Below are 12,383 nucleotides of genomic sequence, written 5' to 3' on the forward strand. Positions count from 1 at the left end.
AATAACTAAATGATTATCGTGCTAAAAAACTATACGACGATTTGGACAGCAAACTAATTGATGTATTAAGAACTGTGTAATTATGGACATTTACAGCAAAAGATTACCGACTATTAAGCAATTACAATATTTCATTGCGGTCTGTGAAGAACTTAGTTTTACTGACGCAGCCAAAAAACTTGGTATCAGCCAACCTCCTCTTTCAACTCAAATTAAAAATTTGGAAGAAACCCTACAAAGCACACTATTTTTAAGGAACTCTCACAATATTGTATTAACCAATGAAGGTGAAATACTAAAATCTAAAGTAACACAATTATTAAGTGATCTTTGTTCAATGGTTAAATCAACAAAGCATCTAGAAAAAGTTATTATAGGAACAACTAAAACCTTAAGTTTTGACTATATTCCTTATTTCAAATCGTTTTTATCCAAATTTAGTGATGAAACAGAAATATATAAACATAACTATACCTCTAAAGAGCTAATACTTGAGTTACAAAAAGGCAATATTGATTTTGCCTTTGTTTCCGACTATCCAACTAGAGATTTTAATGAAAACTCAATACTAATCTATCAAGAACCCATGACCTTAGTATTGCCAGCTCATCACCCATGTAGTAAACAAGATAAAGTTAATCTTAATGATGTGATTGATTTACCCCTGTTTTGGTTTAAACAACATTTAAACCCATTTTTTTACGACCAGTGTGAAAAGGTTTTCAATAGCTTAAACCACCCACTACATCGTCGTGCCGAACTCGCTGATAATTTATCTATGCTACTGGAAGTTGCATTGGGTAAAGCAATAATGCTTTTACCACAATCGATGACACAAATGAAAGTCGATGGTGTTATCTATAAAAAGTTGATCAACAGCCAAGATAAAAAATTAAAAATAAATATTTATCTGATATGGCGTAAAAACATTAAAACTTCAACAGTCAATCAAGCAATAATTGATTATTTTAATCAGCATAAAATCAGCTAAATTAAACCTCAAAAACCCCGCTCCTCAACTTTTTTTGCTAATTTATTTATTATTGAAATGGTGTCAAAAATGTTGAGGAAAGGGGTTTTTGGTAAATTCTTTTAAACTATTTTTCTTTTTTTAGTTATTAAATCGCCTTTGGTTGCTTGTACATAACAAAGCCATTACAATTATGCAAAACTAATCACTTTTCTTTTAAACTTATGATTACTTATACAGATGCAACTTTAGATGATTTGCCTTTTATCGTGAATGTATATAATTCAACAATTGCTAGTCGCCAAGTAACAGCTGATTTACAGCCGGTGTCTGTTGAAAGTCGTTTAGCGTGGTTTGAGCAGCATAATCCACAAAAACGCCCACTTTGGTTAATCAAATATCAAAATCAACCTTGTGGTTGGGTGAGCTTATCATCATTTTATGGTCGCCCGGCTTACGATAAAACGGTTGAAATTAGTTTATACATTCATCAAGATTTTAGAGGGAAGAAAATCGGTCAAACCATAGTGACTCAAATTGAATTATTTGCTAAGCAAATTGGTATCGAAGCCATACTTAGCTATGTTTTTGGACACAATACGCCTAGCATAAAACTATTTGAAAAACTTCATTATCAACATTGGGCCCTACTCCCCAAAATTGCCGAACTTGATGGCGTCAAGCGTGATTTAGTTATTTTAGGTAAGCATCTGGATTAACACATCTATCTAACTTAGTTATGATTTATTTTTTTCAAAAGGGATACTCCACACATGGGCAATCTAAGAAATCTTCAATATTTATTTCAACAAGCAAAAATTACGAGTATTTTAGTTCTGCTTAATGTTGCATGGTTTGTTATTTCTCATCTACTTGATTCTCGTGGTTTTTCAACATATATGGAAAACGCCTTCTTGATTGACTGGGGTGCGGATGTTGCTCAGTTAACTTTTTCTGGTGAATATTGGCGTTTATTTACCAATATCTTTGTACATGCAGGATTAGCTCATCTTGCTATGAATATGTTAGCATTATGGAGTGTTGGGATTGTTTTAGAACGATTGATCCCACCATTTTCTTTTATTGGTATCTACTTATTGTCCGGCTTATTTGGTAGCTTAGCGAGTGACGTTTCAACCATTCGTCATAGTGTTATTAGTTGTGGTGCTTCAGGGGCTATCTTAGGTATTATCACTGCACTGCTTGCCTATTCGCTCATCAATCGTACCGATCTGCAAGAGATGCCTATCAAGTCTATTGTAATCAGTTTATTTCTGACTCTGGGATTAGGTTTGTTACCTTCTATTGACAATATGGCGCACATTGGTGGTGCGATTACAGGGTTTATTCTAGGTGGGATAGTTACGGTCTGTTTGAAAAAATTTCGCTATCAAAGCAATATTTACACTCTATTAATCTTAATCCTCTTTACGGCATCGTGTTTGCTGTTATATTCAATTTATCAATATTTTAAAACAACATATGGTTTTAATTATTAAAAATAAAGGCGCAAATTGAACTTTGCGCCTTTATTATTTTATCTGATTTATTAATAACTACTTAGCACTCGAGCCGGATCAATTTTATACGCTCTTCGAGCTGGGTAATAGCTGGCAATCAAACTTAATAACATTGCTGTAATAAATACAATGACAACATCAAATAAATGAATTTCAGATGGTAAAAAATCAACAAAATAGATGTTGCTATTTAAGATTTTATGTCCCATCATCGACTCAAAAACACCCATTATGTTTGAAAGTTGCCATGAAACGATAACGCCAAGCACCACACCAATCACACTACCAATCAAACCTGAAATTACACCATACCAAATAAAAATACGTTTTATAAGATTATTGGTTGCGCCAAGTGTTTTAAGAATAGCGATATCTCGTTGCTTATCTTTAACTGCAATAACTAGCGTCGATACTATATTAAAACAAGCAACGCCAATTACAACAATCATCGCTAAATACATAATTTGTCGAATCATTTGAATATCACGATACATAAATCCAAATGTACGTTCCCAACTATTAAAATCGAGATTTTCTTCAAGATTCAACGTTGCCTGGCCAATAATATCACTAGCTTGATAAACATTATCTACATTGATCATCAATCCTGTGACACTGTCACCAATATTGAGTAACTTTTGTGAATCAGTTAAAGGTAATAAAGCCACATTGTTACTCAATGAACCACTAAGATCTAAAATACCATGTACTTGTAAACGAACTCGACGAGGTGGTTTAAGTTGTTCTGGATTGTTTGAAACAGGAATAAGCAAAGAAACCCACTGCCCTTCTTGAACTGCAAGTGATTTAGCTAAACCGGCACCTAAAATGATTTGTTGATTATCGGCTTTAAAATCTTGCCATTTATTATTAAGTACATAATTAGGTAATGCACTTATCTTCTTTTCTTGTTCTGGGTCAAGCCCTTGTACTTCAACCGCACCAAGCTTGCTACCATTTTCAATCAATCCCGTAAAACTAACAAACGGCATGGCAGATACAATACGTTTATTTTCTTGCAGTTCAGTTTGAATATGCTCCCAATTTTCCAAATTGCCCATATGAGAATAAACTTGTCCATGAGGCACGACCGATAAAACTCGATCATTTAATTCACGCTCAAAACCATTCATGGCACTTAAGCCAATGATCAGCGCAGCAATACCTATAGCAATGCTCAGAGTTGAAATAATTGATATCAACGAAACCATACCGCTTTTACGGCGTCCTTTACGGAATTTTATGGCTGTGATTAATGATAAATTCATAATCCATTTACCTTTATTTCACCGAATGAGACAACTGCCCATCACTCATAATCAATTGATGATCGAGTTGATTTGCTAAAGCGAGATCATGCGTAACCACTAAAAAAGCCGTACCATGTTCACGATTAAGTTTTATCAGTAACTCAAAAATTGAATCAGCTGTTGATTTATCTAAGTTACCCGTTGGTTCATCAGCCATTACGAGTGCCGGATTATTAATCAACGCTCGTCCTATCGCAACGCGTTGACGTTCACCACCTGATAGTTCAGATGGACGATGATTAGCACGTTTAACTAGATTTACCGACTCTAACATCGCCATAGCGCGTTTTTTAGCTTCGCTAGGCGAAGTGCCTCCAATCAACAAAGGCATTGCTACATTTTCAAGCGCAGTAAAATCAGGCAATAGATGGTGGAACTGATATACAAATCCAATTTCTTGGTTACGCAAATGTGCTTTTTCTTGTTCTGATAAGCGATTCAGTTGTTGAGATTTAAATGTGATTTCACCTGAAGTTGGTTTGTCTAATCCACCAAGCAAATGCAACAAAGTACTTTTACCTGAGCCAGAGCTACCAATAATTGCAAGCAATGATTTAGGATAGATATCAAACGAGACATCTTTTAATACCTCAGTTACCATTTTGCCTTCTTTATAGGTTTTATAGAGATTTTTAGCTGAAAGAAGTGGCTGTGAATTATTCATAACGTAAAGCCTCGGCTGGTTGGATATTGGCTGCACGATATGCAGGATAAATAGTTGAAATTAGCGATAACATAAGTAATCCGAAAATAATAAATATAATTTGTGCAGGTTCAACTAGCGTTGGTAATTCAATACCAGCAAAGGATAAACCAAGCACCGACATCAACTCATTTAAATATGAGGCAAGTAACAAACCAATGGCGCTACCTAATAAAGTTCCAATGACACCTGAACTAGCACCTTGAATAATAAAAATCAGCATAATCTTAAAGCGTGATAAACCCTGCGTTTTTAATATGGCCACCTCGCCTTGTTTTTCCATAACTAATAAGCTAAGCGAAGTAATAATGTTAAATGCCGCGACAATTACAATTAAACTAATCAACAGTCCCATCACATTTTTTTCCATCTTAATAGCTTGGAACAGCTCACCACGTTTTGCTCGCCAATCGGTAAACACCAAGTCTTCAGGTAATGGATTTTTTGTTACTGATGAAATTTCAAGTGGATGAGCTAAAAAAAGACGCCAGCCACTAATATTATTAGCAGGATAACGTAATAAATTTCTAGCATCAGTTTGATTGATATAAATTAACGCTTGATTGATATCATGATTAACGGAAAACAACCCGCTCACGGTAAATAAACGTTGGGAAGGAATACGGCCTACAGGTGTAATCTGACTGGCATCGGTGACCATCAAGCGAATCTTATCACCAACTATCACACCTAATTGATCGGCTAACGTCTGCCCTAATATTACATTATAGCTACCCGCCTGTAAGGTATCGATTGAACCAGCATAAACATAATCTTCAATCGGATCGTGGTCGTCAACAGTAATCCCCATTAAGGTGCTAACCGTGATACTTTGTTGGCTTTGTAAAACCACATCACCGGTAATAATCGGCGTTATCCGCTCAACACCTTGGATATTTTCAAATTGCGATGAAGTGATAATACTAGAATCAATTTTACCTGTTTTAGAGGTAATTTGTGCTTGAGGAAAAAACTTTAAGATACTATTTTGCATCTGCTCTTCCAGCCCATTCATTACCGACAATACCACAATTAAACCGATAGAACCAAGCATAATTCCAATCATAGATAGCCAGGAAACAAAGCGGCCAAAACCATCGTTTTTTTGCCCATATACATAGCGTAAACCAATATAAAATACTAATGGACGAAATATCTTTGACATAATAGTTATTAAGTACCTGAAGTTTTCAATCAACTTTTTAAATTTTAGTTGCTTATCATACAGGATTAAACAGTTATAGAAAACAACCATATAATTACGTTATAATATCACGATAACTTTGTCGCAATTATCTATTATTCCAACATGCCTAATAATATTTCTAGCATCATTCCTAAAAAATCAGGTGAAGTTAAACAAGTTGGTCAACTTGTCGGTTCTTCATTATCTCAATTTTGTGCGCAGATCATTGACGCACATGATGGTTTAGTGGTGATTGTTACAGATGATATGCAACAAACAACTCGTCTTCATGAAGAGCTAAAACAATTTTCACACTATCCGTCGATCTTCTTCCCCGATTGGGAAACGCTTCCTTATGATAGCTTTTCCCCGCACCAAGATATCGTGTCAGAACGATTATCTTGCCTCTATAATCTAGGGCATTTGACCAAAGGTGCATTAATCTTACCAATTAATACGCTTATGCAAAAAGTCTGCCCGCAGAACTATTTAGGTGGGCATGTCTTTATGATGAAAAAAGGCTTAGCCATAAGTCGGGAAAATCTACGCTTGCAACTTGAAAATGCCGGTTATCGTTCAGTTAGTCAAGTCATGGAACATGGTGAGTATGCTACTCGCGGAGCATTATTTGATATCTATCCGATGGGCAGTGAAAGCCCTTACCGTATTGATTTCTTTGATGATGAAATAGACAGCATTCGGACCTTTGATGTCGAAACTCAACGGACTCTCGATGAAATTACCGAAATTCAACTACTACCTGCTCATGAGTTTCCTTTTGATAAAACATCAATAGAATTGTTTAGAAGCCAATGGCGAGAGAGATTTGAAGTAAGGTTAGACCCTGAAAGTATCTACCAACAAGTCAGTAAAAATATTTTACCAACCGGTATTGAGTATTGGCAGGCATTATTCTTTAATGAACCACTCACGCCACTATTCAGCTATTTTTTATCTAATACACTGATCATTAACACTGCTAACATCGAACAGTTTGCTAATAAATATTGGCAAGATATTACTCAGCGTTATGAGAGCCGAAAAGTCGATCCCATGCGACCGCTTTTAGAACCAACAATTATTTGGTCAAAAACTGATGAAATCTTTGCACATTTCAAACACTATCCACGAATTACGGTTTCACGCGCTCAAATCACTGAATCGAACAAAAGTATTAATTTACCATTTAGTTTACTGCCTGAAATTGCTATACAGATTCAGCAGAAAAATCCCTATTCACATTTTGAACAATTTACTGAAAATTTTAATGGCAAGATTATTTTTTCAGTCGAATCGGAAGGTCGAAAAGATGCATTGCTAGAAATATTAGGCCGTATAAGAATACATCCAACCACCATCACTCAACTTAGCCAACAATCGGATAACCGTTATTGTTTAATGATTGGTGCTAGCGAACAAGGTTTTATCGATCATCAACAAAATTTGGCCTTTATTACTGAAAACGAATTATTTGGCCGTCGAGTTATTCGCCGTAAGAAAGAGAACAAGCAGGCAATTAATACTGACAGTTTAATCCGTAGTTTAGCAGAATTAACACCAGGTAAGCCTGTTGTGCATCTTGAGCATGGTGTTGGTCGCTACGCTGGTTTAACCACATTAGAAACAGGTGGTATTACTGCTGAATACCTTATTTTACTTTATGCCAATGATACTAAACTCTATGTACCCGTTTCATCACTAAACTTAATTAGCCGTTATTCTGGTGGTGATGAAGAAAATGCTCCACTCAATAAATTAGGAACTGATGCATGGAGTAAAGCTAGACAAAAAGCTGCCGAAAAAGTACGAGATGTTGCAGCTGAATTGTTAGATATTTATGCTGAACGTGAAAGTAAGCCAGGCTTCGAATTCAAACAAGATCGTGAACAATACGAGCTGTTTTGCCAAGCTTTTCCTTACCAAGAAACAGAAGATCAGCAAAATGCCATTGGTGCTGTTATTGGTGACATGTGCTCACCTTATGCTATGGACCGATTAGTTTGTGGTGATGTTGGTTTTGGTAAAACCGAAGTGGCAATTCGTGCTGCATTTTTAGCGGTGATAAATCATAAACAAACCGCAGTCTTAGTCCCGACTACCTTGCTTGCTCAGCAACATTATGAAAGTTTTTGTGATAGATTTGCCAATTGGCCAATTCGCATTGAAAGTTTGTCACGATTTAAAACCGCTAAACAGCAACAAGCTATAATTCAAGAACTCGCTGAAGGTAAAATCGATATTGTTATTGGCACCCATAAACTTTTACAAGAAGATGTAAAATGGAAAGATTTAGGGCTTTTAATTGTTGATGAAGAGCATCGCTTTGGTGTTCGCCAAAAAGAGCGAATTAAAGCGATGCGAGCCAATATCGATATTTTAACCTTAACGGCAACCCCAATTCCTCGAACGCTAAATATGGCAATGAGTGGTATGCGTGATCTCTCAATTATCGCTACACCACCTGCTCGCCGATTAGCGGTAAAAACCTTTGTTCGAGAATATGATAACTTAGTTATTCGTGAAGCCATCTTGCGTGAAATTTTGCGTGGCGGTCAAATTTATTACTTACACAATGACGTATCAGATATTGAAAATGTGGCTGAAAAGTTAGCTGAATTGGTTCCTGAAGCACGAATTGCAGTTGGTCATGGGCAGATGCATGAACGCGATTTAGAGCGCGTAATGAATGACTTTCATCATCAACGATTCAACTTATTGGTGTGTACTACCATTGTCGAAACCGGAATCGACATCCCTAATGCCAACACCATTATTATTGAAAGAGCCGATAAATTTGGTTTAGCACAATTACATCAATTGCGTGGTCGAGTTGGACGCTCATATCACCAAGCTTACGCTTATTTATTAACACCACACCCTAAATTACTAAGTAAAGATGCTAAAAAACGTCTTGATGCTATCGCTACATTAGAGGACTTAGGTGCTGGTTTTGCTTTAGCTACACATGATCTTGAAATCCGTGGTGCAGGCGAATTATTAGGCAGTGATCAAAGTGGGCAGATTGAAACAATTGGTTTTAACCTTTATATCGAATTACTTGATGATGCCGTTAAATCTCTTAAGGAAGGCAAAGAACCGACTCTTGAATCATTACTTAATAATCAACAGACCGAAGTTGAGTTACGATTACCAACGTTGATTCCTGATGATTTCATCCCCGATGTCAATACTCGATTGTCACTATATAAGCGAATTGCAAGCATCGAAAGTTTAGATGAATTAACCGATATTCAAGTCGAAATGCGCGATCGCTTTGGTCAGCTACCTGATCCGGTACTTTTTTTATTAGAAATAACAAAAATCCGTTATCAAGCACAAAAATTAGGTATTACAAAAATTGAATTTGGTGAAAAAGGTGGTTTTATTGAGTTTGGATCTAACAACAAAATTTCAGTTGATTATTTAATTGAAACAATTCAAAAATCACCAAAAAATTATCGCTTGGAAGGAACAAATCGATTAAAATTACTCAAAGCTGATTTAGAGCGCATTGAACGCATTGATTATATTAAAAATTTATTAGCTGATTTTGCTGAACATCAAGAAAAATAGCTCGAAATATACAGGAACATAAGAATTGAAAAAAACAATATTAACTATTATTACTATTGCTATATTAACCATTATTACTATTGCTATATTAGGCTATATTTGTATAGCATGGCATACAGGTATCGTAATAGAAAAGGAACTATACAATACGTTACCCGAAACCGTTGCAAAATTTAACAATGCGCAAAATATCTTTAAGTTAAACATTTCCCATTCTAATCATGAAAGACATCTGTTTTCAACCAAAACACACATCTATATGACGTTAACACCCAAAGATGGAAGTTCAGAGGATGTATTAACGTTAGCTGATAAAGATTTTACTATTCATCATGGACCATTCCCAATTGCAGCTTTAAAACAAGGTATATTTTCACCACAAAAGGCTTGGATTGATTATGAAATCAGCCAAGAAGCTAAACCTGCGTTATGGGAAGCTATGGGAAATCAACCATTTATTACTGGCTACATTAGTTTGGATTATAGTAATAATCTGATCATGAAACTTTTTAGTCGAAAATTTAGTGAAAAAAGGGAGTTCGAAACTAATATTAATCTTGAATACGAATTAGGTAATGGTAGTTTTACATTTATTAGTAATAAGGATTCCCCTATACCTTCGATAACGCTGGATTTAGATAGATTTCACACCAAAAAAGCTAATGTATATTTCACTTTAGATAAGCTTCACATTGAGTTTGCTGGCGAAAAACAATCAACAAATACTCATTATTTATTGAGTTTAGATTCTTTAAATACAAATCTAAGAGATGCTTTTTTCAATCCTGATTATGACTTTACTAAGTCCGATAATGACACTTTCTTAATAAACAATCTAAAAGTAGATAGCACTATTGATTCCAATAATCAAAATATAACCTTACAAGCTAACCTCGATAAGTTTACCTTAATTCCTGAGTCAGACGATAAACGACCTGCTATAAAAGTAAATAAAATTTCAGTCAATCAGAAAGTTAATTTTGGTGATAGCCGTACTCTAAATGGCTTTTTTAGCGGTAGTATTGACTCGATCTTATATGGACAACAAGAGTTAGGAAAAGCAGAAATAAATATTGATTATCAAGGGTTAGATAAGGCGGAATTTGGTGCAGCGTTTATCGATGAAGATACTCAATATAATCAACCTATCAATAGTCGATTTGAGTTAAAAAAATTAAATTTACATAATGATAATGGTGACATCAATATCAAAGGTTTACTTGATGTTACTAATCTTAGTAAAATTTATATAATTAACGATCCGTTTGATAACATCAATAACTTTACATTACACGTGAACGCCCCGCTTAACGTACTAGCGCGTACATTTGCTCAATATCATTCGCCTAATAATAGTGGTATAACAGAGGATCAATTTAATAAATCTAAAAAAATAGTCCAAGACATATTGGCACATATGTCTAATGATTCGCCATTATTTACCTTTAGTAAAGACGGAGAGCAAGGTTTATTTATTGATATACTTCAAGATAGCAATGATGTTAATATTAATGGAAAAATTTATAATAAAAGTGATGTATTGGAACTATTAAAATAATAATGAATTAAAACCCAATTAGTCTTAAACCCGAAGTAAAAAGCAGTAAAAATTATTAATTTTAGAAAAGTAACTAACAAGTAATAGAAATTAAGAGAGTAAAAATGAAGAAAACAAAATTAGCAGTTGGTGTTATTGCAATATTAGGTTTGGGGTATGTTGGTACTGCATGGTATACCGGAAATGTAATTGAAAATGGTCTTGATGGCACATTAAAAAATTTAACCCAAAAAGTTAATAGTTTACAAGATAATTTTAATGTACAAATCACGCATACAAATGACGAAAAAAGCCTTTTCTCAACTAAAACACACATAAAAATAGCTGTAACAAACATTGAAAACTCAAAAACAGTTGTATTATACGATGATGATGTGATTATTCATCATGGGCCTTTTCCGATTGAAGCTTTAAAAAATGGTGTATTCACACCACAACAAGCTTGGGTTGAATTTCAAAATAGTGAACAATTTAATCCTGATTTATGGAAAAAAGCGGGCAATCAGCCATTTATGAAAGGTCATATAAGCCTGTCTTACTCTGACTTCATAGACTATAACATATCAACTCAACCAATTGTACTTGATTTGAAAGATATCGGAGTTGAAGATGCTGATGGTAAACTTGATCTTGGTGAGATAAATTGGCGTGCTTCAGGAAACATTAATTTTGTTGCCCCATCAATTTCGATTGAAGCAAGTAAAATTAATTATCAACATGATGCAGATAATCAATTAAAAATAACCAATTTAAAAGTTGTTAATGATGCAGATTTTCAAAACAAATATACTTTAAATGCTAGCGTTGATGATTTCTATTTTAATTTTGAATCTGTTAACAATACACCTGAAATTTCTCTGAAAAATTTAGCTTGGAATTATGTGTTAGAAGCTAAAGAGAGTGGTTTAAATGGTGATTTTGCATTCAAGATTGATTCATTTAAATATGGTAAACAAGACATTGGTAATGGTTCGTTTGAATTTGATTTTGAAGGATTAGATAAATCTTTTTTAGAAATTTACCCGGAAGCAGCGCCGTTTTTAGCTAAAATTAAACATAGTTCACCTAATACCAAAATAAACATCAAAAAAGTCAATTGGCACAATGCAGCCGGTGATTTTAACTACAGCGCATTTTTTGATGTTTCTGATTTCACTATAATGTCAAGTTTCAGATTGGCTCAAAATATCGATCAACTTAACCAATTTAAAGTAAATCTTGATGCACCATACAAAGTTATAGCACGTATTAAGACTCAATTTGATAATCCAGAAAATGAAAATATTTCTGAACAACAATTTGAGTCTGATGCTAAACAAATGCAATTCATCGTTGAAAGATCTTTTAATAGATCTCCATATCCAGCAATTTTATTTAAAAAAGGAGATGTGGAAGGTATATTCACTGAAATTGAATACACTAAACAAAGTGGTCAATTCAACCTTAATGGCAAAAAAATGAGTTTTCAAGAGCTTCAAAACCATTTTTAAAAGTTAAACTCTTTATCACTAATTTATCCCGCCACCTTTTGGCGGGATAGCTTCAATAAACAATTTATTTGTA

General features: G+C 34.4%; 9 protein-coding genes. 6 read left to right on the forward strand and 3 right to left on the reverse strand.

The annotated features are described in order from the left end of the window. Positions 1–82: 82 nt before the first annotated feature. The 3 genes from J3U00_RS06810 to J3U00_RS06820 all read left to right on the forward strand — a co-directional run bounded on the left by J3U00_RS06810 (position 83) and on the right by J3U00_RS06820 (position 2,469). Positions 83–991, forward strand: a complete 909-nt coding sequence (locus tag J3U00_RS06810) for a LysR family transcriptional regulator (RefSeq protein WP_267331974.1) — start codon at positions 83–85, stop codon at positions 989–991. 203 nt (positions 992–1,194) lie between these two features. After that, on the forward strand, positions 1,195–1,689 hold the full coding sequence (locus J3U00_RS06815; protein WP_267331975.1) for a GNAT family N-acetyltransferase: 495 nt from the start codon (positions 1,195–1,197) through the stop codon (positions 1,687–1,689). Positions 1,690–1,743: 54 nt separating this feature from the next. Further along, positions 1,744–2,469 (forward strand): rhomboid family intramembrane serine protease, encoded by a 726-nt coding sequence (locus J3U00_RS06820; RefSeq protein ID WP_267331976.1) that lies wholly within the window; start codon positions 1,744–1,746, stop codon positions 2,467–2,469. Between the two features lie 50 nt (positions 2,470–2,519). Here the strand turns inward: J3U00_RS06820 and lolE are convergent, their stop codons facing one another. Genes lolE through lolC form a run of 3 tightly spaced genes read right to left on the reverse strand, consistent with a single transcriptional unit; the run spans position 2,520 to position 5,659 of the window. Then, positions 2,520–3,758, reverse strand: coding sequence for a lipoprotein-releasing ABC transporter permease subunit LolE (gene lolE / locus J3U00_RS06825; RefSeq protein ID WP_065734855.1), 1,239 nt, complete (start codon positions 3,756–3,758; stop codon positions 2,520–2,522). A 13-nt stretch (positions 3,759–3,771) separates the two neighbouring features. Next, positions 3,772–4,464: a lipoprotein-releasing ABC transporter ATP-binding protein LolD gene (gene lolD / locus J3U00_RS06830; protein WP_065563449.1), complete on the reverse strand. Its 693-nt coding sequence runs from the start codon at positions 4,462–4,464 to the stop codon at positions 3,772–3,774. Further along, positions 4,457–5,659: a lipoprotein-releasing ABC transporter permease subunit LolC gene (gene lolC, locus J3U00_RS06835; RefSeq protein ID WP_065734904.1), complete on the reverse strand. Its 1,203-nt coding sequence runs from the start codon at positions 5,657–5,659 to the stop codon at positions 4,457–4,459. The genes lolD and lolC overlap by 8 nt, the downstream gene beginning before the upstream one ends. A 153-nt stretch (positions 5,660–5,812) precedes the next feature. Here lolC and mfd point away from each other — a divergent pair, with 153 nt between their 5' ends. From mfd to J3U00_RS06850, 3 genes are all read left to right on the forward strand, one after another. After that, positions 5,813–9,262, forward strand: coding sequence for a transcription-repair coupling factor (gene mfd / locus J3U00_RS06840; protein ID WP_267331977.1), 3,450 nt, complete (start codon positions 5,813–5,815; stop codon positions 9,260–9,262). Positions 9,263–9,287: 25 nt separating this feature from the next. Next, positions 9,288–10,820 carry a DUF945 family protein gene (locus J3U00_RS06845; RefSeq protein ID WP_267331978.1) on the forward strand — a complete coding sequence of 511 codons (1,533 nt, stop codon included), beginning with the start codon at positions 9,288–9,290 and terminating at the stop codon, positions 10,818–10,820. A 104-nt stretch (positions 10,821–10,924) separates the two neighbouring features. Then, entirely contained in the window at positions 10,925–12,310 is a 1,386-nt protein-coding gene (locus J3U00_RS06850) for a DUF945 family protein (RefSeq protein ID WP_267331979.1), read from the forward strand. Positions 12,311–12,383 lie beyond the last annotated feature (73 nt).

Origin of the sequence: Gilliamella sp. B3127, assembly GCF_026536935.1 — a bacterium.
Classification (GTDB): Bacteria; Pseudomonadota; Gammaproteobacteria; order Enterobacterales; family Orbaceae; genus Gilliamella; species Gilliamella apicola_E.

Coding starts and splice junctions, on each gene's coding strand:
- lolE (WP_065734855.1), bottom strand. CDS start 3,758: ATGAATTTATCATTAATCACAGCCATAAAATTCCGTAAAGGACGCCGT.
- J3U00_RS06810 (WP_267331974.1), top strand. CDS start 83: ATGGACATTTACAGCAAAAGATTACCGACTATTAAGCAATTACAATAT.
- mfd (WP_267331977.1), top strand. CDS start 5,813: ATGCCTAATAATATTTCTAGCATCATTCCTAAAAAATCAGGTGAAGTT.
- J3U00_RS06820 (WP_267331976.1), top strand. CDS start 1,744: ATGGGCAATCTAAGAAATCTTCAATATTTATTTCAACAAGCAAAAATT.
- J3U00_RS06815 (WP_267331975.1), top strand. CDS start 1,195: ATGATTACTTATACAGATGCAACTTTAGATGATTTGCCTTTTATCGTG.
- J3U00_RS06850 (WP_267331979.1), top strand. CDS start 10,925: ATGAAGAAAACAAAATTAGCAGTTGGTGTTATTGCAATATTAGGTTTG.
- lolD (WP_065563449.1), bottom strand. CDS start 4,464: ATGAATAATTCACAGCCACTTCTTTCAGCTAAAAATCTCTATAAAACC.